The sequence below is a fragment of the Streptomyces sp. NPDC002276 genome (assembly GCF_053891435.1).
In genome coordinates this window covers 160,007-183,630 of record NZ_JBSFCQ010000007.1, presented here as the reverse complement: position 1 = coordinate 183,630, position 23,624 = coordinate 160,007, and the positions used below count along the sequence as shown (strand labels likewise).

Annotated in this window: 21 protein-coding genes; 16 read left to right on the top strand and 5 right to left on the bottom strand. The window is 69.3% G+C overall.

Features of this window, described 5'->3' with window-relative positions; all coding sequences use genetic code 11:
* The first annotated feature begins 56 nt into the window (after positions 1-56).
* The 8 genes from recG to mutM all read left to right on the top strand — a co-directional run bounded on the left by recG (position 57) and on the right by mutM (position 7,415).
* The gene (gene recG, locus ACWIHT_RS19885; RefSeq protein WP_456169437.1) at positions 57-2,264 is read left to right on the top strand and encodes an ATP-dependent DNA helicase RecG; all 2,208 of its coding nucleotides are present in this window, start codon (positions 57-59) and stop codon (positions 2,262-2,264) included.
* 80 nt (positions 2,265-2,344) lie between these two features.
* The gene (gene rsmD, locus ACWIHT_RS19880) at positions 2,345-2,932 is read left to right on the top strand and encodes a 16S rRNA (guanine(966)-N(2))-methyltransferase RsmD (RefSeq protein ID WP_456169436.1); all 588 of its coding nucleotides are present in this window, start codon (positions 2,345-2,347) and stop codon (positions 2,930-2,932) included.
* Between the two features lie 26 nt (positions 2,933-2,958).
* Entirely contained in the window at positions 2,959-3,438 is a 480-nt protein-coding gene (gene coaD, locus ACWIHT_RS19875; protein ID WP_456169435.1) for a pantetheine-phosphate adenylyltransferase, read from the top strand.
* Between the two features lie 100 nt (positions 3,439-3,538).
* Entirely contained in the window at positions 3,539-4,612 is a 1,074-nt protein-coding gene (locus tag ACWIHT_RS19870) for an ATP synthase F0 subunit B (RefSeq protein ID WP_456169433.1), read from the top strand.
* A 133-nt stretch (positions 4,613-4,745) separates the two neighbouring features.
* The gene (locus tag ACWIHT_RS19865; RefSeq protein WP_456169432.1) at positions 4,746-5,399 is read left to right on the top strand and encodes a YceD family protein; all 654 of its coding nucleotides are present in this window, start codon (positions 4,746-4,748) and stop codon (positions 5,397-5,399) included.
* Between the two features lie 2 nt (positions 5,400-5,401).
* Complete coding sequence (rpmF, locus tag ACWIHT_RS19860; RefSeq protein WP_015657589.1) at positions 5,402-5,575, top strand: 50S ribosomal protein L32; 174 nt, start codon at positions 5,402-5,404, stop codon at positions 5,573-5,575.
* Between the two features lie 19 nt (positions 5,576-5,594).
* Positions 5,595-6,482 (top strand): ribonuclease III, encoded by an 888-nt coding sequence (gene rnc, locus ACWIHT_RS19855; protein WP_456169429.1) that lies wholly within the window; start codon positions 5,595-5,597, stop codon positions 6,480-6,482.
* A 78-nt stretch (positions 6,483-6,560) separates the two neighbouring features.
* The gene (mutM, locus tag ACWIHT_RS19850) at positions 6,561-7,415 is read left to right on the top strand and encodes a bifunctional DNA-formamidopyrimidine glycosylase/DNA-(apurinic or apyrimidinic site) lyase (protein WP_200709715.1); all 855 of its coding nucleotides are present in this window, start codon (positions 6,561-6,563) and stop codon (positions 7,413-7,415) included.
* Here the strand turns inward: mutM and ACWIHT_RS19845 are convergent.
* Positions 7,412-7,813 carry a winged helix-turn-helix transcriptional regulator gene (locus ACWIHT_RS19845; RefSeq protein WP_456169427.1) on the bottom strand — a complete coding sequence of 134 codons (402 nt, stop codon included), beginning with the start codon at positions 7,811-7,813 and terminating at the stop codon, positions 7,412-7,414. The genes mutM and ACWIHT_RS19845 overlap by 4 nt on opposite strands.
* Before the next feature lie 107 nt (positions 7,814-7,920).
* On the bottom strand, positions 7,921-9,210 hold the full coding sequence (locus ACWIHT_RS19840; protein WP_456169425.1) for a CAP domain-containing protein: 1,290 nt from the start codon (positions 9,208-9,210) through the stop codon (positions 7,921-7,923).
* A 155-nt stretch (positions 9,211-9,365) separates the two neighbouring features.
* Here ACWIHT_RS19840 and ACWIHT_RS19835 point away from each other — a divergent pair, with 155 nt between their 5' ends.
* From ACWIHT_RS19835 to ACWIHT_RS19820, 4 genes are all read left to right on the top strand, one after another.
* Complete coding sequence (locus tag ACWIHT_RS19835) at positions 9,366-9,647, top strand: acylphosphatase (protein ID WP_317883427.1); 282 nt, start codon at positions 9,366-9,368, stop codon at positions 9,645-9,647.
* 392 nt (positions 9,648-10,039) lie between these two features.
* Complete coding sequence (locus ACWIHT_RS19830; protein ID WP_019068749.1) at positions 10,040-10,240, top strand: hypothetical protein; 201 nt, start codon at positions 10,040-10,042, stop codon at positions 10,238-10,240.
* 229 nt (positions 10,241-10,469) lie between these two features.
* Positions 10,470-14,075, top strand: a complete 3,606-nt coding sequence (gene smc, locus ACWIHT_RS19825; protein ID WP_456169423.1) for a chromosome segregation protein SMC — start codon at positions 10,470-10,472, stop codon at positions 14,073-14,075.
* Between the two features lie 220 nt (positions 14,076-14,295).
* A complete protein-coding gene (locus tag ACWIHT_RS19820) occupies positions 14,296-15,717 on the top strand; it encodes a sugar porter family MFS transporter (RefSeq protein ID WP_456169421.1) in 1,422 nt (473 codons plus the stop codon).
* 114 nt (positions 15,718-15,831) lie between these two features.
* On the opposite strand, the gene ACWIHT_RS19815 is transcribed toward ACWIHT_RS19820, so the two are convergent.
* Positions 15,832-16,191: a hypothetical protein gene (locus tag ACWIHT_RS19815; RefSeq protein ID WP_456169420.1), complete on the bottom strand. Its 360-nt coding sequence runs from the start codon at positions 16,189-16,191 to the stop codon at positions 15,832-15,834.
* A gap of 63 nt (positions 16,192-16,254) precedes the next feature.
* Positions 16,255-17,226, bottom strand: a complete 972-nt coding sequence (locus tag ACWIHT_RS19810; protein ID WP_200709722.1) for an LLM class flavin-dependent oxidoreductase — start codon at positions 17,224-17,226, stop codon at positions 16,255-16,257.
* A gap of 186 nt (positions 17,227-17,412) precedes the next feature.
* On the opposite strand from ACWIHT_RS19810, the gene ftsY reads away from it, so the two are divergent.
* Positions 17,413-18,615, top strand: coding sequence for a signal recognition particle-docking protein FtsY (ftsY, locus tag ACWIHT_RS19805; protein ID WP_456169419.1), 1,203 nt, complete (start codon positions 17,413-17,415; stop codon positions 18,613-18,615).
* Between the two features lie 168 nt (positions 18,616-18,783).
* On the opposite strand, the gene ACWIHT_RS19800 is transcribed toward ftsY, so the two are convergent.
* Positions 18,784-19,449 (bottom strand): bifunctional DNA primase/polymerase, encoded by a 666-nt coding sequence (locus ACWIHT_RS19800; RefSeq protein ID WP_456169417.1) that lies wholly within the window; start codon positions 19,447-19,449, stop codon positions 18,784-18,786.
* Between the two features lie 446 nt (positions 19,450-19,895).
* Here ACWIHT_RS19800 and nsdA point away from each other — a divergent pair, with 446 nt between their 5' ends.
* From nsdA to ACWIHT_RS19785, 3 genes are all read left to right on the top strand, one after another.
* Complete coding sequence (gene nsdA, locus ACWIHT_RS19795; RefSeq protein WP_456169416.1) at positions 19,896-21,380, top strand: transcriptional repressor NsdA; 1,485 nt, start codon at positions 19,896-19,898, stop codon at positions 21,378-21,380.
* Positions 21,381-21,952: 572 nt separating this feature from the next.
* Positions 21,953-23,287, top strand: a complete 1,335-nt coding sequence (locus ACWIHT_RS19790; protein WP_456169415.1) for an ammonium transporter — start codon at positions 21,953-21,955, stop codon at positions 23,285-23,287.
* Positions 23,284-23,622 carry a P-II family nitrogen regulator gene (locus ACWIHT_RS19785; RefSeq protein WP_003997576.1) on the top strand — a complete coding sequence of 113 codons (339 nt, stop codon included), beginning with the start codon at positions 23,284-23,286 and terminating at the stop codon, positions 23,620-23,622. The genes ACWIHT_RS19790 and ACWIHT_RS19785 overlap by 4 nt, the downstream gene beginning before the upstream one ends.
* The last annotated feature ends 2 nt before the right edge of the window (positions 23,623-23,624 follow it).

The following is a 23,624-nucleotide window of genomic DNA, read 5'->3' as shown; positions in this document are numbered from 1 at the left end:
CGCCTGACCAGGGGTTTCGGGAGACGTATACGGCAATGTCAGTGGCGTGGTGTGCAATGGATCTCGTGCCCGCACTGGAAGAACCACTCAAAAAGGTGCTCGGCCCCGCCACCGCGAAGGTGATGGCCGAGCATCTCGGCCTGCACACAGTGGGCGACCTCCTGCACCACTACCCGCGCAGATACGAGGAGCGCGGCCAGCTCACGCACCTCGCCGACCTGCCGATGGACGAGCACGTCACCGTGGTCGCCCAGGTCGCCGACGCCCGGCTGCACACCTTCGCGTCCAGCAAGGCCCCCCGGGGCAAGGGCCAGCGACTCGAAGTCACGATCACGGACGGCAGCGGCCGGCTCCAACTCGTCTTCTTCGGCTCGGGAGTCCACAAACCCCACAAGGAACTCCTGCCGGGCACACGCGCGATGTTCGCCGGCAAGGTCTCCGTCTTCAACCGCCGACTGCAACTCGCCCATCCGGCATACGAGTTGCTGAAGGGCGACACCGAGGAAGCGGTCGAGACCTGGGCGGGCACCCTGATCCCCATCTACCCCGCCACCGCCAAACTGGAGTCCTGGAAGATCGGCAAGGCCCTCCAGACAGCCCTGCCCAGCGCCCAGGAGGCCGTCGACCCCCTCCCGGGCTCCCTCCGAGAGGGCCGCGGCCTGATCTCCCTCCCGGAAGCCCTCCTCAAGATCCACCGCCCCCACACCAAGGCGGACATCGCAGCCGCCCGCGACCGCCTCAAGTGGGACGAGGCCTTCGTCCTCCAGGTAGCCCTGGCCCGCCGCCGCCATACGGACGCCCAACTCCCGGCAGTAGCCCGCAAACCATCGCCCGACGGCCTCCTCACGGCCTTCGACGACCGCCTCCCGTTCACCCTCACGGACGGGCAGTTGAAGGTCTCCAAGGAGATCTTCGACGACTTGGCGACGGAGCATCCGATGCACCGACTGCTACAGGGGGAGGTGGGTAGCGGGAAGACCATGGTGGCCCTCCGAGCCATGCTCGCCGTGGTGGACGCGGGCGGGCAGGCCGCGATGCTCGCGCCCACCGAAGTGCTCGCGCAGCAGCATCACCGGTCCATCACCGAGATGATGGGGGAGCTGGCCGAGGGCGGGATGCTGGGCGGGGCCGAGCGGGCCACCAAGGTCACGCTGCTCACCGGGTCGATGGGGACGGCCGCCCGGCGACAGGCACTCCTGGACCTCGTCACCGGCGAGGCCGGGATCGTGATCGGCACGCACGCGTTGATCGAGGACAAGGTGCAGTTCCACGACCTGGGCCTGGTCGTGGTCGACGAACAGCACCGCTTCGGCGTCGAGCAGCGCGACGCCCTGCGCGGCAAGGGCAAACAGCCCCCGCACCTCCTCGTCATGACCGCCACCCCCATCCCGCGCACGGTCGCCATGACGGTCTTCGGCGACCTGGAGACCTCGGTCCTCGACCAGCTCCCGGCCGGCCGCTCACCCATCGCCAGCCATGTCGTCCCCGCCGCCGACAAACCCCACTTCCTGGCCCGCGCCTGGGAGCGCGTGCGCGAGGAAGTGGGCAACGGCCATCAGGCGTACGTCGTCTGCCCGCGCATCGGCGACGAGGAGGACGACCCCAAGAAGGCCGGCAAGAAGAAGTCCGCCGAGGACGAGGCCGAGAAGCGCCCACCGCTCGCCGTCCTCGACATCGCCGCCCAGCTCGCCAAGGGCCCCCTCCAGGGACTGAAGATCGAGGTGCTGCACGGCCGTATGCACCCCGACGACAAGGACGCGGTGATGCGCCGCTTCGCCGCCGGTGACACCGACGTCCTGGTCGCCACCACGGTCATCGAGGTCGGCGTCAACGTGCCCAACGCCACGGCGATGGTGATCATGGACGCCGACCGCTTCGGCGTCTCCCAGCTCCACCAGCTACGAGGCCGGGTGGGGCGCGGTTCCGCTCCCGGCCTCTGCCTCCTGGTCTCCGAGATGCCGGAGGCCAGCCCGGCCCGCCAACGTCTCAACTCCGTCGCCTCCACCCTCGACGGCTTCGAGCTCTCCCGCATCGACCTCGAACAGCGGAGAGAGGGCGATGTGTTGGGTCAGGCGCAGTCCGGTGCCCGTACGTCCCTGCGGGTGCTGTCGGTCATCGAGGACGAGGAGATCATCGCGGAGGCGAGGGAGGAGGCGACGGCGGTGGTGGCGAGTGATCCGGAACTGACGGGACTTTCCGGCCTGCGGACAGCCCTGGACGCCCTCCTGGACGAGGAGAGGGAGCAGTACTTGGAAAAGGGGTGAACTGGAGACACCCAGGGGCGCGGGGAACCGCGCGACCAGCCACACTGATACCTGAAGCCGCCCACCAGCAAGGACCCAAGATGACCCGCGTGATCGCCGGCGAAGCCGGTGGACGTCGACTCGCCGTCCCGCCCGGCACCGGAACCCGCCCCACCTCCGACCGCGCACGCGAGGGCCTCTTCTCCACCTGGCAGTCCCTCCTGGGCGCCCCCCTGAACGGCGAACGGGTCCTCGACCTCTACGCGGGCTCGGGCGCCGTAGGCCTGGAGGCCCTGTCCCGAGGAGCCGGCCACACCCTCCTCGTCGAGGCCGACGCCAAGGCCGCCCGGGTCATCAGGGAGAACGTCAAGAACGTCGGCCTCCCCGGCGCCGAGGTCCGGGCGGGCAAGGCCGAGCAGGTCGTCCAGACGGCGGCGCCGACCGACCCGTACGACATCGTGTTTCTCGATCCGCCGTATGTTGTCCCAGATCACGATCTTCGGGAGATTCTCCTCACACTCCGGTCGGGGGGCTGGCTCGCGCCGGACGCGCTCGTCACCGTGGAGCGCAGCACCAGAGGCGGCGAATTCGGGTGGCCGGACGGTTTCGAAGGGATCCGGGCCCGTCGCTACGGCGAGGGGACCTTTTGGTACGGTCGCGCCGCCTCTACGTGCGAAGACGCACGATGACCGGACCGGAGAGCGAGGGAAATCAAGTGCGCCGCGCTGTTTGTCCGGGGTCCTTCGACCCCATCACCAATGGACACCTCGACATCATCGCCCGTGCCTCCCGGCTGTACGACGTCGTGCATGTCGTCGTGATGATCAACCAGTCGAAGAAGGGCCTGTTCACCGTCGACGAGCGGATCGAACTCATCCGCGAGGTCACCGCCGAGTTCGGCAACGTCCAGGTCGAGGCGTACCACGGCCTCCTCGTCGACTACTGCAAGCAGCGCGACATCCCGGCCATCGTCAAGGGCCTGCGCGCGGTCAGCGACTTCGACTACGAGTTGCAGATGGCCCAGATGAACAACGGACTCTCGGGCGTCGAAACCCTGTTCATCCCGACCAGCCCCACCTACAGCTTCCTGTCGTCCTCGCTGGTCAAGGAGGTCGCGACCTGGGGCGGCGACATCTCCCACCTGGTCCCCCCGCTGGTCCTGGACGCGCTCAAGGGCCGTATCGGCAAGGCCTGAGGGACTGACTGTGCGTCACCCGGTGTCGGGCGGGACGGGAGGGGTCGTACAGTCGACCCCGTCCGTCTCCAACACGTCGGTAGAGAGTGGCGAGCACACGGTGGACGTGCAGAAGAAGCTCGACGAGATCGTCGCCTCGGTCTCCAGCGCCCGGTCCATGCCCATGTCGGCCTCCTGCGTGGTCAACCGCGCCGAGCTGCTCACGCTGCTCGAAGAGGTGCGCGCGGCGTTGCCCGACTCGCTGGCCGAGGCGCAGGAGCTGATCGGCGGCCGGCACGAGATGGTCGAGCAGGCCCGCCAGGAGGCCGAGCGGATCATCCAGACCGCGCACGCCGAGCGCGGCTCGCTGATCTCCGACACCGAGGTCGCCCGCCGCTCGCAGAACGAGGCGGACCGCATCCTCGCCGAGGCCCGCCAGGAGGCCGAGGAGGTCCGGGCTGAGGCCGACGACTACGTCGACTCCAAGCTCGCCAACTTCGAGGTCGTCCTCACCAAGACCCTCGGCTCGGTCGGGCGGGGCCGCGAGAAGCTGCTCGGCACCGGACCCGGCATCGACGACCAGGGTTACGAGGACGAGGACGCCCCCGAGCGCAGCCACGACCCGGAGACCCTGCGCCGCGACGCCGACGCGTACGTGGACGTCAAGCTCGGCGCCTTCGAGGCGGTCCTCGCCAAGACCCTGGAGGCCGTGGGCAAGGGCCGGCAGAAGCTGCACGGCCGGATTGCCAGCGACGACCTCGGCGCCCTCGCCTTCGATGCCGACGGCGGCCAGGTCCAGCACACCAGCGACGCCGACTACCTCGCCGACCTCGCGACCGTCACGGACACCCCGGTCTCGAACACCCCGGTCCAGCCCGAGCAGCAGGACTACGCCCCGCAGGCGGCCTACGACTACCAGCAGCCGGGCCAGCAGCAGGACCAGTACGGCTATCAGCAGCAGTACGCCCAGCCCCAGCAGCAGGACCCCTACGGGTACCAGCAGGCCGACCCGTACGCCTACCAGGGCTACGACACCGGCCAGCAGCCCGTGTACGACCCGAACCAGCTCCAGCAGGCCCAGCAGCTGGACCAACAGGGACAGCAGGGCTACGCCCTCGACGAGACCAGTCTCTTCGACACCGGCATGATCAGCGCCGAGCAGCTGCGGGCGTACGAGCAGGGCCGAGGCCTGTAAGGGACCACCGGATTGGGCCGTGAGCGAAAGGTCCAGTATCCTGGCTCTTCGGTCGCGTGTACGTCCGCGATCCACGCTGCCCGGAAGCACCGAAGGGCAGCGCTCCTTGAGCTCAGCAGACCGAAAGACAGGAATGGCCCTGAACGCCCGCCTTGACCACCGCAACCCTCTCGTGTTCGACACTCACGAGCTGGGGCGGCGTCCTGGTGCGCTCCAGCGCCTGACCCGTTCGATCGACGCTCCCAAGGATCTCGGGATCCAGGGAGTCATCGGAGTGCCGGAAGGCGCCCCGGTGAAGCTCGACCTCCGCCTTGAGTCGGTCATGGAAGGGGTGCTTGTCACAGGCACCGCCCGTGCACAGGCCAAGGGGGAGTGCGTAAGGTGTCTGGAGCCGCTTGAGCTGTCGCTCGAAGCGGAATTCCAGGAGATGTTCTCGTACCCTGACGCCGACGACCGGGGCCGCCCCACAGCGGAGCCGGTCGACGACGCCGAGGAAGACGAGGACAGGCTCTTCATCGAGGACGGCCTGTTCGACCTCGAACCCGTGCTGCGTGATGCGGTGGTGCTCGCACTGCCGATGCAGCCGGTGTGCCAGGACGACTGTCCGGGCCTGTGCTCCGAGTGTGGAGCGCGGCTCGCGGACGACCCGGACCACCACCATGACGCCGTCGACATCCGTTGGGCGGCATTGCAGGGACTCGCCGGTTCACTCGAAGACGGCGAGAAGGACGAGATCAGTGGCGAAGCGCCCCGACCGGCGCGCGCCAACGAGAAGCAGGAGAAGTAGCCGTGGCTGTTCCGAAGCGGAAGATGTCGCGCAGCAACACGCGCCACCGCCGGTCGCAGTGGAAGGCTGCGGTCACCCCTCTGGTTGCGTGCGAGCGCTGCCACGAGCCCAAGCAGCAGCACATCGCGTGCCCGTCTTGCGGCACGTACAACAAGCGCCAGGTCCTAGAGGTCTGAGCGGCTGGTGAGAGGCTCCATGTCTGATGTCAAGGCGGACTCAGTCGCCAAGAAGCAGGCGGACACGGCCTCGTCCCACACGCTGTTGGAAGGGCGGCTCGGGTATCACCTTGAGTCCGCCCTTCTGGTGCGCGCGCTGACCCACCGTTCGTACGCGTACGAGAACGGCGGTCTGCCGACGAACGAGCGGCTGGAGTTCCTCGGGGACTCCGTGCTCGGCCTCGTCGTCACGGACACGCTGTACACGACCCACCCCGACCTGCCCGAGGGCCAACTGGCCAAGCTGCGGGCCGCGGTGGTCAATTCTCGTGCGCTGGCGGAGGTCGGTCGCGGTCTGGAACTCGGCTCCTTCATCCGGCTCGGCCGGGGCGAAGAGGGCACGGGCGGCCGGGACAAGGCGTCCATCCTCGCCGACACCCTTGAAGCGGTGATCGGCGCGGTCTATCTCGATCAAGGCCTCGACGCGGCCTCCGAACTGGTGCACCGCCTGTTCGACCCGCTCATCGAGAAGTCCTCGAACCTCGGTGCCGGCCTGGACTGGAAGACCAGTCTCCAGGAGCTCACCGCGACCGAAGGACTCGGTGTTCCCGAGTACCTGGTCACGGAGACCGGCCCCGATCACGAGAAGACCTTCACTGCTGCCGCCCGCGTCGGAGGCGTCTCGTACGGCACCGGCACCGGCCGCAGCAAGAAGGAGGCGGAGCAGCAGGCCGCCGAGTCCGCCTGGCGGTCCATCCGGGCCGACGCGGACGAGCGCGCCAAGAAGGCGGAGGAAGCGGCCGGACAACTGGCCGTCGAGACCGCCAAGAAGGCGAAGGAGGCGGCCGAACAGTCCGCCGAGGTCGTCGCCGAGGCCGCTGAGCAGCCTGCCGAGGAGAGCGCCGACCCGTCGTCGGCGTCCGCCTGACCGAACAGTGTGACCCGAGCGCCTGTCCCCGAATGGGGCGGGCGCTCGGATCGTTCACGTGACCACCAGGGGATGCCCATGCCCGAGTTGCCCGAGGTCGAGGTCGTCCGGCGAGGTCTGGAGCGGTGGGTCGCCCAGCGCACCGTCACCGACACCGAGGTACTGCATCCGCGTGCGGTACGACGTCATGTCGCCGGCGCCGACGACTTCGCGCACCGGCTCAAGGGGCATCGCATCGGCACCCCGAGCCGCCGCGGCAAGTACCTGTGGCTGCCGCTTGAGGACACCCACCAGGCGGTACTGGCCCACCTCGGGATGAGCGGTCAACTCCTCGTCCAGCAGCACGAGTTCCCGGACGAGAAGCACCTGCGCATCCGGGTCCGGTTCGCCGACACCCTCGGTACCGAACTCCGCTTCGTCGACCAACGCACCTTCGGCGGGCTGTCGTTGCACGACACCACCCCGGACGGGCTGCCGGACGTCATCGCGCATATCGCGCGCGACCCCCTGGACCCCCTGTTCGACGACGAGTTGTTCCACCAGGCCCTGCGCCGCAAGCGCACGACCATCAAACGGGCCCTGCTCGACCAGTCGTTGATCAGCGGAGTCGGCAACATCTATGCGGACGAGGCCCTTTGGCGGGCCCGTGTCCACTACGAACGCCCGACCGCGACCTTCACCCGCCCGCGCACCGCCGAACTCCTGGGCCACGCACGGGATGTGATGACCGCGGCACTCGACGTGGGCGGCACCAGCTTCGACAGCCTGTACGTCAACGTGAACGGCGAGTCGGGCTACTTCGACCGCTCGCTCGACGCGTACGGCCGCGAGGGCCTGCCGTGCCGACGCTGCGGTACGCCCATGAAGCGGCAGGCGTGGATGAACCGGTCGAGCTACTTCTGCCCGAAGTGCCAGCGGGCGCCCAGGAGTTAGCGGCCGTCCCGCGTCTCGTCGTAGCGCGTGCGGGCCGCGAGGACGTCGTCCATGCGGCTCTCCATGAAGTCGACGAGTCCCTTCAGGTGTTCGGCGACGGCGCGTCCGAGCGGGGTCAGTTCGTAGTCCACGCGGGGCGGGTTCGTCGGCTGGGCGTCGCGGAGCACCAGGCCGTCGCGCTCCAGCTGGTGCAGGGTCTGGGAGAGCATCTTCTCGCTCACGCCGTCGACGCGCCGCCGCAGCTCGTTGAAGCGCAGCGAGCCCTCCTGTAGCGCGCACAGGGTGAGTCCGCCCCAGCGGCCCGTGATGTGCTCCAGGGTGGCTCGGGAGGGGCAGGCTTTGGCGAACACGCTGTACGGGTAGTTCTGCTCCTCCGTACGCTCCTGGGTGCTGTCCATTTCTTCAGCGTACGCGAACGCAGCGCTAACCAGAAGGGAGCACTAACCGTTGGTTAGCGCTCCCTGCCGGTGCTTGCTGGTGTTGGCCGGTGCTTGTCGGCGTCGGACTAGTACCCGAAGTCCTGCGTCCACCACGGACCGCCGGTGCCCAAGTGCACACCGACGCCCAGGGTCTTGAAGTCGCAGTTCAGGATGTTGGCCTTGTGGCCGGGGCTGTTCATCCAGGCGTCCATGACCGCGGCGGCGTCCGCCTGGCCGCGGGCGATGTTCTCGCCGCCGAGGTTGGTGATGCCGAGCTTCTCCGCCCGGTCCCACGGGGTGGCCCCGCTGGGGTCGGTGTGGTCGAAGAAGTCCTCGTCGGCCATCTGCTGGCTGAAGTTCTCGGCCAGCGTGGTCAGCGAGCTGTTGGCGGCCACCGGGCTGCAACCGGCGATCGCGCGCTGCTCGTTGACGAGCTTGAGCACCTCGGCCTCGGCGGCGGCCTCCGCGGAGACCGTCACCGGAGTGTCGGCGGACTGTGTCGGCGTCGGGGTGGGCTTCGCCGAGGGAGTCGAGGTCGTCGGCTCCTCGGTCGGGGTGGCCGCCGGCTTCTTCGCCGGGGCCTTGGTGGCGGGAGCCGTGGCGGACTTGGTCGGAGCCGCCGACGGGGAGGCCGCGCGATCCGCGTCACGGCTCGTGGACGAGCCGGAGTCACGGGACTCCGCGCTGCCGGAGGTGCCGCCCTGCTCGGTCGCCGAGTTGGACGGCGAGCCCGCGGCCTGCACCTTGTCGCTGTTGCCGCCGCCGCCGAGCTTGTAGTTGTCCAGCCCCGGCATCGCGCCCGCGGCGACCGCGACCGTGCCGATGGCGACGGCGGCGGAGACCCCGATCAGGCCCGTCTTGACAGGTGTCACGGCCTTGCGCTTGCGGCGGCGCCCACGGCCGTTGGCCGGGCGTGAGCCGTCGCCCCGGGAGGTGGCCGCCTCGGGGAAGACCACGGCGTAGTCCTCCTCGGTGGCGAAGAGATAGGCCTCGCTCTTCATCCGGGAGTCGGACTTCAGTCGGCTCTCGGCCCGCAGCCGGGCCTCCGACTTCGGAGGGGCCTCGTAGCCGGCCTCGCCCCCGCGGTTCGCGCGGACCTGGCTGTCGGGGCGCATCTGGTGGTCGGTGTGGGCCTGGCGGTCGGTGTGGGCCTGGCGGTTCGGGTGGAACTCGGCGGGGCCCTCCGGGTGCAGATAGGGCGCCATGCCGATCGTCGAGCCGTCGGCGGCGTTCCAGTCGGAGCCGTCGGCGCGGTCGTTCCAGTCGTACGAGTCATGCGGGTCGTAGCCGCTCGTGTATGAGCCGTGCGTCTCTGTGACCCCCGTGGCGCGGCTCGTGGCGGCGCGGCCGGCGGCGGAGCGTCGGTGGCGTCCCATGTCCTTGCCTTTCGTCCTTGCGGTCAACTCGTCCGTGCGGTGACCCAGCTCACTCGATCGAGTGAGTTTCATATGAGATTCATTGGGGCGGACGGTACCGCATGGCGCCAGGGGAGCAAGTGTCCGGAGAGACATTGGCCGGTTAGGTTGCAGCCATGAGCGAGGATGTGCGGTTGGTCGCCTGGGTGCGAGGGCGTGTGCAAGGTGTGGGTTTTCGGTGGTTTACCCGTGCCAAGGCTCTGGAGATCGGGGGCCTGAGTGGTTTTGCTCTCAATTTGGGCGACGGACGCGTGCAAGTGGTCGCGGAGGGATCGCGCGAAGGCTGCGAAGGACTCCTCGACTGGCTCCAGGGACACGACACGCCCGGGCGCGTGGACGGCGTCACCGAGATCTGGGACACACCTCGCGGCGGCTACGACGGCTTCGCGATCCGCTGAGCACATTCTGCGAAAAGGTGTAAAGCGGCCCTGACGGAAGCGCGGGGACATGCCACCCGCACCTGCCCACAGTGGAAAGGGCCTGGTGGTTGCCAAGAACGACTCGCTCTGGCAGGCTCCGCACCTAAGGATGATCGCCAGTCCCGTCAGGCCCCGCAGGAGCCGCAGCGCCGCCCGGTCAGGGCCGCGCGCCCCCGGGTCGCCCGCCAATACGGGGCGTGATCGTGTTGACCGTCAAACATTTTGGTGAGACGCTGAAAACCCCGCGCACCTTAGCTGTTTGGCATGGAAGAACAGCAGAGCAACCCTTGATTGTGTCAAGCATCGCGGGTGCGATTCCCTCACGACCCACACCGCTTCGGTCGGTCACTCAGTGTGGAGGACCATCCATCATGGCAAAGGCGCTTCTCGGTTACGTCGGCGGCTCCGACCCGCGACTCCTCGCCGAGATGCGACGGCTCCAGCAACGCGTCCAGGACCTGGAATCCGAGCTCGTACGGATCCAGGAAGAGAACGACGCGTTGACGGCTGCCGCAACTCACGATTCGCTTCTTGAGCTCGACGCACGCCAGGCGGAGCCCGCGCTCACCTGATCACTGCACCGCATCACTGCACCGCATCATGACAAGCAGTGGTTGGGCGGCCTGTATCAACCGCTAAGTTGTCAGAGTTTGCAAGGGACGCTTCGGCGTCCCTTCTTTCTTTCCCCCGCAAGCCTCCACCCTCTTTAACGTTTGGTGTGCCCTGCACGTTCAAGGGCGAAACCGCGGGGAACCGGACGTTCATGGAGAGAGCGAGCAGCGGAAGGTAGAGTCCAGCGCCGTGCACCTCAAGGCCCTGACCCTGCGGGGGTTCAAGTCGTTCGCCTCGGCGACCACGCTCCGGTTCGAGCCGGGGATCACGTGTGTCGTCGGTCCGAACGGCTCGGGCAAGTCCAATGTCGTGGACGCGCTCAGCTGGGTCATGGGCGAACAGGGCGCCAAGTCGCTGCGCGGCGGCAAGATGGAGGACGTCATCTTCGCCGGCACCACCGGCCGCCCCCCGCTGGGCCGCGCCGAGGTGTCCCTGACCATCGACAACTCCGACGGCGCGCTGCCCATCGAGTACGCCGAGGTCACCATCACGCGGATCATGTTCCGCAACGGCGGCAGCGAGTACCAGATCAACGGCGACACGTGTCGCCTCCTCGACATCCAGGAACTCCTCTCCGACTCCGGCATCGGCCGCGAGATGCACGTCATCGTCGGCCAGGGCCAGCTCGACTCCGTCCTGCACGCCGACCCCATGGGCCGCCGCGCCTTCATCGAGGAGGCGGCCGGCGTCCTCAAGCACCGCAAGCGCAAGGAGAAGGCGCTCCGCAAACTGGACGCGATGCAGGCCAACCTCGCCCGCGTGCAGGACCTCACCGACGAACTCCGCCGCCAGCTCAAGCCCCTGGGCCGCCAGGCCGCCGTAGCCCGCCGCGCCGCCGTCATCCAGGCCGACCTCCGAGACGCGCGCCTGAGGCTCTTGGCCGACGATCTCGTACGACTCCGCCAGGCGCTGAACACCGAGATCGCCGACGAGGCCGCGCTCAAGGAACGCAAGGAAGCCGCCGAACTGGAGTTGAGGAAGGCGCTCCAGCGCGAAGGGCTCCTGGAGGACGAAGTACGGCAGCTCACCCCGCGCCTCCAGCGCGCCCAGCAGACCTGGTACGAGTTGTCCCAGCTGGCCGAGCGGGTACGCGGCACGATCTCACTGGCCGACGCACGCGTGAAGAGCGCGACTTCGGCGCCCCCCGAGGAACGGCGCGGCCGTGACCCCGAGGACATGGAGCGCGAGGCCGCCCGGATCCGCGAGCAGGAGGCTGAGTTGGAAGCGGCCCTGGAGGCCGCCGAACACGCCCTGGAGGAAACGGTCGCCCACCGCTCCGAACTGGAGCGTGAACTCATCGCCGAGGAACGGCGGTTGAAGGACGTGGCCCGTTCCATCGCCGACCGCAGAGAGGGCCTCGCCCGGCTCAACGGCCAGGTCAACGCGGCCCGTTCACGTGCCGCCTCCGCCCAGGCCGAGATCGACCGCCTCGCCGCCGCCCGCGACGAGGCTCAGGAACGGGCAACGGCGGCACAGGAGGAGTACGAGACGCTCCAGGCCGAGGTCGACGGCCTCGACGCGGGCGACGAGGAACTCTCCGAACAGCACAAGGCGGCCCGGGCCGCACTGGCGGAGGCGGAGGCCGCCCAGTCCGCCGCCCGCGAGGCGTCCACCGCCGCGGAACGCCAACGCGCCGCCACCCAGGCCCGCCGCGACGCACTGGCACTGGGCCTACGGCGGAAGGACGGCACGGGGATACTGCTCGACGCCCGGGACCGCCTCACGGGCCTGCTGGGCCCGGCGGCCGAACTGCTGACGGTGACCCCGGGCCACGAGGTCGCCCTGGCGGCAGCCTTCGGCGCGGCGGCGGACGCGATCGCGGTGACGACGCCTGCGTCGGCGGCCGACGCAATCCGCCTGCTGCGCAAGCAGGATGGGGGGAGGGCGGCTTTGCTACTGGCGGGAGAGCCGGCGCCCCAAAGGGGCGCGGGGCAGCATCCATTTGCGGCTCCGCCGCGGGGCGCGCCCAGCCACGATGTACCTGTAGACGCCCAACGACAATTCGCGGCAGACCTGGTCCGCGCCCCCGCGGACCTCACCCCCGCAGTCCGCCGCCTCCTCCACAACATCGTCGTAGTGGACACCCTCGAAGACGCCGAGCAACTCGTATATACGCACCCCGAGTTGACCGCAGTGACTGCCGAAGGCGACCTCCTCGGCGCCCACTTCGCCCACGGCGGCTCAGCCGGTGCCCCCAGCCTCCTCGAAGTACAGGCCTCCGTGGACGAAGCCGCCGCCGAACTGGAGGAACTGGCCGTCCGTTGCGAGGAGTTGACCGCCGCCCAGCAGTCCGCGGCCGATCGCCGCAAGGAATGTGCCGCGCTGGTGGAGGAGTTGGGGGAGCGGCGCCGCGCCGCAGAGCGCGAAAAGTCGGCCGTGGCGCAGCAGTTGGGCCGACTGGCGGGACAGGCGCGGGGCGCCGCGGGCGAGGCCGAGCGGTCGACCGCGGCGGCGGCACGGGCCCAGGACGCGCTCGACAAGGCCGTAGAAGAGGCTGAAGTGCTGGCCGAACGGCTGGCTGTCGCTGAGGAGATGCCGGTCGAGGAGGAGCCCGACACCTCCGTGCGGGACCGGCTCGCGGCCGATGGGGCCAACGCTCGGCAGACCGAGATGGAGGCGCGGCTTCAGGTCCGTACGCATGAGGAGCGGGTCAAGGGGCTTGCCGGGCGGGCCGATTCGCTGGATCGGGGGGCCCGGGCGGAGCGTGAGGCGCGGGCTCGGGCGGAGCAGCGGCTCGCGCGGTTGCGGCATGAGGCCGCGGTCGCCGAAGCTGTTGCGTTCGGGGCGCGGCAGCTGCTCGCGCATGTCGAGGTGTCCCTCGGACGTGCCGACGCGGAGCGTACCGCCGCCGATGCCGCCAAGGCGCGGCGGGAGCAGGAGCTGACCGCCGCCCGCAATCAGGGGCGTGACCTCAAGGGCGAGCTCGACAAGCTGACGGACTCGGTGCACCGGGGCGAGGTGCTCGGGGCCGAGAAGCGGATGCGGATCGAGCAGCTGGAGACCAAGGCGCTGGAGGAGTTGGGGGTGGAGCCGGCGGGGCTGATCGAGGAGTACGGGCCGCACCAGCTCGTGCCGCCCTCGCTCGCCGCCGAGGGCGAGGTGCTGCCGGAGGACCCGGAGGATCCGCGCAACCAGCCCCGTACGTTCCACCGCGCCGAGCAGGAGAAGCGGCTCAAGTCGGCCGAACGGGCGTACCAGCAGCTCGGGAAAGTGAACCCCCTCGCGCTGGAGGAGTTCTCGGCGCTTGAGGAGCGGCACAAGTTCCTCAGCGAGCAGCTGGAGGACCTGAAGAAGACCCGCGCCGACCTGCTTCAAGTGGTGAAGGAGGTCGACGAGCGCGTCGAGCAGGTCTTCACCGAGGCGTATCGGGACACGGCGATCCAGTTCGAGGGTGTGTTCAGCCGGCTGTTCCCGGGTGGCGAGGGGCGGCTGATCCTGACCGATCCCGACAACATGCTGACCACGGGTGTCGATGTCGAGGCCCGGCCGCCCGGCAAGAAGGTCAAGCGGCTCTCGCTGCTCTCCGGCGGGGAGCGGTCCCTGACCGCCGTGGCGCTGCTGGTGTCGATCTTCAAGGCGCGGCCCAGCCCGTTCTATGTGATGGACGAGGTCGAGGCGGCTCTCGACGACACCAACCTCCAGCGGCTGATCCGGATCATGCAGGAGCTTCAGGAGGCCTCGCAGCTGATCGTGATCACCCACCAGAAGCGCACGATGGAGGTCGCCGACGCGTTGTACGGCGTCTCCATGCAGGGCGACGGGGTCTCGAAGGTCATCTCGCAGCGCCTTCGCTAGACCTCCACCAAGTGTTCAAGTCTTGAATGCGAGGTGACCACCTGCGGCGATCTGTGGCGCTGAACTTCACAGGAGACCCCCTGTTGACTTCGAAACTTGAAGGCATAGTCTCTTCAGCGTTGCTTTTACCTTCAGGTGGTGGGCAGCGGGAAGCTGTGCGCCACTGGAAGGGTCGCCCCCCGCACCCCGGCAGCGACGCCGGTGGCCTCAGGAGTTACACGTGACCAGCACTGCGCAGGCACCTCAGTCAGGAGCCGGGTCGGCTCATCCCGAACATCTCGGGCACGTCATCTTCATCGCGGCGGCGGCCGCGATGGGCGGCTTCCTCTTCGGCTACGACAGCTCCGTGATCAACGGCGCCGTCGAGGCGATCCGCAGTCGCTACGACATCGGCTCCGCGGCCCTCGCCCAGGTCATCGCGATCGCCCTGATCGGCTGTGCGATCGGTGCCGCGACCGCCGGCCGTATCGCCGACCGCATCGGCCGTATCCGCTGTATGCAGATCTCCGCGGTGATGTTCACGATCAGCGCCGTCGGCTCCGCGCTGCCCTTCGCGCTCTGGGACCTCGCCTTCTGGCGGATCATCGGCGGCTTCGCCATCGGCATGGCCTCCGTCATCGGCCCCGCCTACATCGCCGAGGTCTCGCCGCCCGCCTACCGCGGCCGGCTCGGCTCCTTCCAGCAGGCCGCGATCGTCATCGGCATCGCGATCTCGCAGCTGGTCAACTGGGGTCTGCTGAACGCCGCCGACGGCGACCAGCGCGGCAAGCTGATGGGCCTGGAGGCCTGGCAGGTGATGCTCGGCGTCATGGTGATCCCGGCCATCCTCTACGGCCTGCTCTCCTTCGCGATCCCCGAGTCCCCGCGCTTCCTGATCTCCGCGGGCAAGCTGGACCGCGCCCACGCGGTGCTGCGCGAGGTCGAGGGCGACGACATCGACCTGGACGCCCGAGTCGCCGAGATCGAGCACGCGATGAAGAGCGAGCACAAGTCGACCTTCAAGGACCTGCTCGGCGGTGGCGGCTTCTACTTCAAGCCGATCGTCTGGGTCGGCATCGGCCTCTCGGCCTTCCAGCAACTCGTCGGCATCAACGTCGCGTTCTACTACTCCTCGACGCTGTGGCAGTCGGTCGGCGTCGACCCCACGCAGTCGTTCTTCTACTCCTTCACGACGTCGATCGTGAACATCATCGGCACCGTGATCGCCATGATCTTCGTGGACCGCATCGGCCGTAAGCCACTGGCCCTCATCGGCTCGGTCGGCATGGTCGTCGGTCTCGCGCTGGAGGCCTGGGCCTTCTCGTACCATCTGGTCGACGGCAAGCTGCCCAGTGCCCAGGGCTGGACCGCGCTCGTCGCGGCCCACGTCTTCGTCCTCTTCTTCGCCCTGTCCTGGGGTGTCGTGGTCTGGGTCTTCCTCGGCGAGATGTTCCCGAACAAGATCCGCGCCGCCGCCCTCGGCGTCGCCGCCTCCGCGCAGTGGATCGCCAACTGGGCCATCACCGCGAGCTTCCCGTCGCTGGCCGACTGGAACCTCTCCGCGACCTACGTGATCTACACGGTCTTCGCCGCGCTCTCCATCCCGTTCGTCCTGAAGTTCGTGAAGGAGACGAAGGGCAAGAAGCTGGAGGACATGGGCTGACCGGCCCTCCCACGGACCGGGCCCGCGAAGGCGGGCCCCACAAGCTCGGGGAGACGGGCTCCATCCCCCGCCGCCCGTCTCCCCGAATCCCTTTTCCGTCCTACGGCTGTGAGCTCACCAGATGAGTACGCCGCCGCCGATCTCCCGGGCGCGCAGGGCGGCCGACTCGATGTTGTCCAGGCGGCTCCCGACCAGGTCGGGAGCCTCTCCCACGGCCGCGGCGACAGCGTCGAGATGCGCCCGCAGCAGCGCGACCTCGCGCAGGAACTCCGGTACGTCCGAGGCCTCGACGTACAGATCGCTGGACGCCAGCACGGGAAGGTACGTGGCACCGAGCGACCGTACGGCCGGCGAACCCCACACGGTCTCCCGCCAGTTCTCGAAGCCGGCCGAGTCGTTGCACCCCTCCGGAACGTCGAGCACGTTCCACTGGCCGTCCGCGTCACGCAGGAACACATCCACTGCCAAGGTCATGACCGCAGTGGACCACCGGTGGACCGGCCGGTCCACCGGTTACGGGTAAGAGTCACCCGGTGCTCACTCCCCGAGCACCGGCAGCACCCGCTCCGCGAACAGCCGCAGGCTGCGCCATCCCTCGTCGACCGGCATCCCGCCCGCCAGCGGATGCAGTACGAGGTTGTCCAGGCCCAGCGCCACGCACTGGTCCGGAGTGAGAATCCGGTACACGCCCTCCGCGCGCAGCTCGGCCACGGTGGTGGCCCCCGACTTCACCGCCGAGCGGATCTCCCCGGACTGCCAGGAGGCGTAGGTCCGCGCCTCGTGCAGGAAATGCGCGCCGTACTCGGCCCAGGCCCGGTCCGGGTCCTCGGCGATGTGCAGCAGCGGGGTCTCCGCACCCGGCATCATGGTCCAGCCCTCGGTGCCGTACTCGACGAGCCGGTCCTTGTAGTAGGCCTCCAGGTCCGGCAGATGCGCGCTGGGGAAGAACGGCAGGCCCAACCGGGCGGCCCGGCGCGCGGCTGCCTTGGAGGAGCCGCCGACCAGCAGCAGGGGGTGCGGGTCGGAGAAGGGGCGCGGGGTGACCCGTACCGTACGGCCCCGGTACTCGAACTCCTCGCCGGACCACGCCTTCAGGACCGTCTCCAGCAACTCGTCCTGGAGCCTGCCCCGTTGCTTCCACTCCACGTCGAACTGGGCGTATTCCTCCGGGCGGTAGCCGATCCCGGCCACGGTCACGAGCCGTCCGCCGCTCAACAGGTCCAGTACGGCGATGTCTTCGGCCAGCCGGAGCGGGTCGTGCAGCGGGCCGATGACCGCGGAGACGGTCACCGCGATGTGTCGGGTGGCGCCGAAGACCGCGCCCGCGAAGGCGAACGGCGACGGCATCCAGTTGTTGGCGACGCCGTGGTGCTCCTCCGTCTGCACGGTGGTGATTCCGTGCTCGTCGGCGTACGCGGTCATCTCCAAGGCGGCCCGGTAGCGGGCGCTCAGCGAGGCGGGGGTGGCGCCGGGTTCGACGAGGTTGAAGCGGACGACCGAGACGGGCATGGGAGGTCCCCCTTCCGTGTGTGGTGGGGGACGTTAGCTGACGGTATGTCAGATGGCCATGGGTGTGACTGCGGCGGTTTGGGGCCGGGCGATGGTGGCGGTGACGGTGCCCCCGACGCCGACCACCCGGCCGCGCGCCGCCCGCGCTGGGCCCCGGCCAGGCCCATGGCTGATACTGGGTGGGTTATGGAAACCGTCATCCTTGCTGTAGTCATCGCCGTGGTCGTGCTCGGTGCGCTCGGCGGGCTCGTCGTCGGCAGTCGGCGCAAGAAGCCGCTGCCCCCGCCGCCCACCTCCGTGCCCGACATCACCGCCCCGCCGGCCGAGCCGCACATCGGCGACGAGGCCGAGACGCCGCGCGACGAAGCGCGCCGGACCATAGAGGAGGTGGATCTTCCCGACGGTTCGGCCCCGGTCGCCGTCGAGGAACCGCCCGTACCGGATGTCCCCGTACTGGACGTCCCCGAGCCGACCGCCGGACGGCTCGTCCGGCTCCGCACCCGGCTCTCCCGCTCGCAGAACGCGCTCGGGCAGGGGCTGCTCACGCTGCTGTCCCGCGAGCACCTCGACGAGGACACGTGGGAGGAGATCGAGGACACCCTCCTCACCGCGGACGTCGGCGTCGCGCCCACCCAGGAGCTGGTCGACGCGCTGCGCGAGCGGGTCAAGGTGCTCGGCACCCGGACCCCGCAGGAACTGCGCGCGCTGCTCCGCGAGGAACTGCTCAAGCTGGTCGGCACGGATGTCGACCGGACCGTGAAGACCGAGCCTGAGGACCGCAAGCCCGGGATCGTGATGGTCGTCGGGGTCAACGGCACCGGCAAGACCACGACCACCGGCAAGCTGGCCCGGGTGCTTGTCGCCGACGGCCGTACGGTCGTGCTCGGTGCCGCCGACACGTTCCGGGCCGCCGCGGCCGACCAGTTGCAGACCTGGGGCGAGCGGGTCGGTGCCCACACCGTGCGCGGGCCCGAGGCCGGGGATCCCGCCTCCGTCGCGTTCGACGCGGTGAAGGAGGGCAAGGAGATGGGGGTCGACGTCGTCCTCATCGACACGGCCGGGCGGTTGCACACGAAGACCGGGCTCATGGATGAGCTGGGCAAGGTCAAGCGGGTCGTGGAGAAGCATGCGCCGCTCGATGAGGTGCTGCTTGTGCTGGACGCGACGACCGGGCAGAACGGGCTGGTGCAGGCGCGGGTCTTTGCCGAGGTCGTGGACATCACGGGCATCGTGCTGACCAAGCTGGACGGTACGGCGAAGGGGGGCATCGTGGTTGCCGTGCAGCGGGAACTGGGGGTGCCGGTGAAGTTGATCGGGCTCGGTGAGGGGGCGGATGACTTGGCGCCCTTTGAGCCGGAGGCGTTTGTCGATGCCCTTATTGGGGACTGATCGGCTGTTTGTTCGCTGCGGGGCGGTGGGGGCTGGTCGCGCCCACGCGGCGGAGCCGCAAATGTCACAGCCCCGCGCCCCTAAAGGGCGCGCTTTAGTCGGCCCTCTCCCAAGAAGTGCCCGTCCCTCAACTCACCATTAGGGACGGGCACTTCGTCGTTCTACGACCTATGCGCGCGACCTGTGTGCCACATACGCCAGCGTGCCCAGGAGCAAGCGTGCCGCCGGGGGCCTTGTTGCCGAGTCGAGGGCGGGGGAGCGGAGCCAGCGGACCGGGCCCAGGCCTGCTCGGTCGGAAGGTGGGGCCGTGATGTGGGTGCCGGGCCCCAGGCCGCGCAGGTCGAGGGAGGTGGGGTCGTCCCAGCCCATGCGGTAGAGGAGGGAGGGGAGTTCGGCGGCTGCGCCGGGGGCCACGAAGAAGTGGGCGCGGTGGTCGGGGGTCGCCGCCACCGGGCCGAGCGGGAGGCCCATCCGCTCCAGGCGGGCGAGTGCGCGTCGGCCCGCGGGCTCGGCCACCTCGATGACGTCGAAGGCGCGGCCCACCGGCAGCATCACCGACGCGCCCGGCAACTCGGCCCAGGCCTCGGTGACTTCGTCGAGGGTCGCGCCTGCCCGCACCTCGGGGGCGAAGGCAAGGGGATGCGCGCCCGGCGCGGGGCACTTGGTGTCGCCGCAGGAACACGCGCCGCCCGCGGCCCGCGCGCCCGCGACCACGTCCCAGCCCCACAGCCCGGTGAACTCGGCCACGGCCGTGCACTCCGAGGTGCGGCCGCGACGGCGCGTGCCGGACCGGATGTCGCGGATACCCCGGCTGCTGCCGATCGTGAAGCCCATGCCCCCTCCAACGGGTCCGACGCACCGGTGGTTACGAGACGGATGCGGATCGTCACTCTGCGTCCACGCCTACCCGGTGCCGCTGGGTCCAGGCGGCGCCCAGGAGCATCCCGGGTGGTGTGTTCGGCGGCACGCGCCCCCGCGTGCACCGCTGCGCCCACCTCCGGCCGTCCTATGTCAAGTGAATCGTGCGGAGGCAACCGTAGGTTCATTCGAAGGGGTGGCGAATGGTGGCGTTTCCGGGATCGCCGTGGCTGGACGGGTGATCGTAGGATTACTTTGTGTGCACAAGTCCTCGGGGCACATGCACTTGTGGGTATGCCGGAGGCAACTCGTCATCTCGTTCGAAGGGTGACAAGTGCGGGACGGGAAGCCGTATTTACCGGCATTCTGATAGGGCTTGGCGCACAGCGGCGACAAGTGGTTCCAGGGATGGGGGCGTTCCAGTGGGCGGCAACGGCGGAGGCGGGACGACCGCGGCCAGTACGGACAAGCGCCCCAACGAGCTGCTCGGCTCGTGGTTCGTGCGCAGCGGCTGGTCCAAGGGCGAGCTGGCACGCCAAGTGAACCGCCGGGCACGCCAGTTGGGCGCCAACCACATCTCCACGGACACCTCCCGCGTGCGCCGCTGGCTGGACGGCGAGAACCCGCGCGAGCCGATCCCGAGGATCCTCTCGGAGCTGTTCTCCGAGCGCTTCGGCTGTGTCGTCTCGGTCGAGGACCTGGGCCTGCGCGCCGCCCGCCAGGCACCGTCCGTGTCCGGCGTCGACCTGCCCTGGACGGCCCCGCAGACGGTGGCGCTGCTCAGCGAGTTCTCGCGCAGCGACCTCATGCTGGCGCGGCGCGGCTTCCTCGGAACCTCGCTGGCCCTGTCCGCGGGGCCGTCCCTCATCGAACCCATGCAGCGCTGGCTGGTCCCCGGCCCCTCGGCCCTCCCGCCGGAGCCCGAGCCGTCGGGCTCCTCCCGGCACGTCGGGCGGCTCTCCAAGCCGGAGTTGGAGCTGCTTGAGTCCACCACGGCGATGTTCCGCAAGTGGGACGCCCAGTGCGGCGGCGGCCTGCGCCGCAAGGCGGTCGTGGGGCAGCTGCACGAGGTGACCGACCTTCTCCAGGAGTCCCAACCCGACGCCACCAACCGCAAGTTGTTCAAGGTCGCCGCCGAACTCGCCGAGCTGGCCGGGTGGATGTCGTACGACGTGGGGCTCCAGCCCACCGCGCAGAAGTACTTCGTCCTCGCCCTGCACGCCGCGAAGGAAGCGGGCGACAAGCCGCTCGGGTCGTACGTGCTGTCCAGCATGAGCCGCCAGATGATCCACCTCGGACGGCCCGACGACGCGCTGGAGTTGATCCACCTCGCGCAGTACGGCAGCCGGGACTGCGCCAGTCCGCGCACCCAGTCGATGCTGTATGCGATGGAGGCCCGCGCCTACGCCAACATGGGGCAGCCCGGGAAGTGCAAGCGGGCCGTCCGGATGGCCGAGGACACCTTCGCCGACGTGCACGAGTGGGACGACCCGGACCCGGACTGGATCCGCTTCTTCTCCGAGGCCGAGCTGTACGGCGAGAACTCGCACTCCTATCGCGACCTCGCCTACGTCGCCGGCCGCAGCCCCGCCTACGCCTCGCTGGCCGAGCCCGTCATGCAGCGGGCGGTGGACCTCTTCGCCAAGGACGACGACCACAAGCGGTCGTACGCGCTCAATCTCATCGGCATGGCCACCGTGCACCTGTTGCAGCGGGAGCCGGAGCAGGGCGCGGTGCTCGCGGCCGAGGCGATGACCGTCGCCAAGAAGGTGCGCTCCGAGCGCGTGAACACTCGTATCCGAAAGACCATCGACACGGCCGTCCGCGACTTCGGCGAACTGGCCGAGGTCATCGACCTCACCGACCGGCTCGCCATCGAGCTCCCCGAGACCGCCGAGGCGGTCTGACCCACCCAGGCCCCGGCCGCGGCCGGTCTTCCCGAACAGCCCGACTCGGCTCCCCCATGCCAGGTCATCGGAAGGCCGACCGCGGCCGGTTTCATGTGCGTCCGCGGATCGGGCGGCGGCCGGTACGGCAGTGCGGGCCGGGTGGTCAAAGGACCGTCCGGCCCCTTGTGACTCGTATTCGAAAGACCGTCCGCGCGGTGGTGCGCGGCCCCGGTGGTCCGGCCGGAATCGGCGGGCTCGCCGGGAGGCTCCCGAACGGGCCGCGGGAGCACGCCGAAGGGGCCAGGACCCCATGCCCCGGCGCCCCCGCGCCCGCCGCCGGAACTCCGGCCGCGGCCGGTTTCCCGCCGCCGGGGAAGGTTGCGCGACGATAACGATCGCCCGGCCGGAGATCCGGCAGTTCATCGACGCGTAACACGCACGGCGCCTTCGTCACCCCGGCGAAACAACGTGGGGCTTCGACCGAAACCGCGCTGCGCCAATCTCATGGCGCATAACCGGACCCCCCGCCTTGACCGGACCGCATCCAGGCTTCGCCCGCACGGGGCCGTACAACCGACGAGGAGACGCCGATGGCATCAGCCGCCATCACGCTTGCCGCGGAGGCACCCAAACTGTCCTCCGCGAACACAGGCTTCATGCTCATCTGTTCCGCCCTGGTGTTGCTCATGACACCGGGACTCGCCTTCTTCTACGGAGGCATGGTCCGGGTCAAGAGCACCCTGAACATGCTGATGATGAGCTTCATCAGCATCGGGATCGTCACCATCCTGTGGGTCCTCTACGGCTTCTCGCTCGCCTTCGGTTCGAGTAACGGCTTCATCGGCTACGACTCCCACTGGCTCGGCATGAGCGACGTCGGACTGACGGACCTCTGGCCCGGCTACACCATCCCGATCTTCGTCTTCATGGTCTTCCAGATGATGTTCGCCGTCATCACCCCGGCCCTGATAAGCGGTGCCATCGCCGACCGCGTGAAGTTCTCGGCCTGGTGCCTCTTCGTCGCCCTGTGGCTGACCGTCGTCTACGTCCCCGTCGCCCACTGGGTGTGGGGCGCCGACGGCTGGGCCTTCAAGCTCGGTGTGATCGACTTCGCCGGTGGTACCGCGGTCCACATCAACGCCGGTGCCGGCGCCCTCGGCGTCATCCTGGTCATCGGCAAGCGCGTCGGCTTCAAGCGTGACCCCATGCGTCCGCACAGCCTTCCGCTGGTCATGCTCGGCGCCGGTCTCCTGTGGTTCGGCTGGTTCGGCTTCAACGCCGGTTCGTGGCTCGGCAACGACGACGGCGTCGGCGCGCTGATGTTCGTCAACACCCAGGTCGCCACCGCCGCCGCCATGCTCGCCTGGCTCGCCTACGAGAAGATCCGCCACGGCGCGTTCACCACGCTGGGCGCGGCCTCGGGTGCCGTCGCCGGTCTGGTCGCCATCACCCCGTCCGGTGGCGCGGTCTCCCCGATCGGCGCGATCGCCGTCGGCGCCATCGCCGGTGTCGGCTGTGCCGCGGCCGTCGGCCTGAAGTACAAGTTCAACATCGACGACTCCCTCGACGTCGTCGGCGTCCACATGGTCGGCGGTATCCTCGGCTCCCTGCTCATCGGCTTCTTCGCCACCGGCAAGGGCCAGTCCGCCGCGACCGGCGTCTTCTACGGCGACCACTCCTTCACCCAGCTGTGGAAGCAGTTCGCCGGTGTCGGCGCGGTCCTCGGCTACTCCCTGGTCGCCTCCGCGGTCCTCGCCTTCCTCATCGACAAGACCATCGGCATGCGGGTCACCGAGGACGAAGAGGTCGCGGGCATCGACCAGGCGGAGCACGCCGAGACCGCATACGACTTCAGCGGCGCCGGCGGCGGCCTCGGCGGCGGCTCGCTCGCCACCGCCACGGAGACGAAGAAGGTGGACGCATGAAGCTCATCACCGCCGTCGTGAAGCCCCACCGGCTCGACGAGATCAAGGAAGCCCTCCAGGCCTTCGGGGTCCACGGTCTGACGGTCACCGAGGCGAGCGGCTACGGTCGTCAGCGGGGACACACCGAGGTCTACCGGGGCGCCGAGTACACGGTCGACCTGGTCCCCAAGATCCGCATCGAGGTGCTGGCCGAGGACGACGACGCCGAGCAGCTGATCGACGTCATCGTCAAGGCCGCCCGAACCGGCAAGATCGGTGACGGCAAGGTCTGGTCCCTCCCGGTCGAGACGGCCGTCCGGGTCAGGACCGGCGAGCGCGGACCGGACGCGCTGTAAAA